Genomic DNA, 257 nt, shown 5'->3' on the forward strand with positions numbered 1-257 from the left:
ATAAAAGAATTCAAAGAAAAAGTAATGGAAGAAGAAGGAAAAATAGATGTGTTAGTAAATAATGCAGGAATAACAAGAGATGCATTAATACAAAAAATGACAGAAGAAGATTGGGATTTAGTAATAGATATAAATTTAAAAGGAGTATTTAACATGACACAACAAATTGGACCAGAAATGATGAAAACAGGAAAAGGATCAATAATAAATATATCTTCAGTAGTAGCATTATATGGAAACATAGGACAAACAAATTA

1 protein-coding gene is annotated in these 257 nt (G+C 26.5%); it reads left to right on the forward strand.

Annotated features, from left to right (window positions below; genetic code table 11):
• Positions 1-257: SDR family NAD(P)-dependent oxidoreductase (locus ACYQ44_RS10525; RefSeq protein ID WP_459997255.1), on the forward strand; the 257-nt coding region annotated here is incomplete at both ends.

It is taken from the genome of Marinitoga arctica, assembly GCF_054657315.1.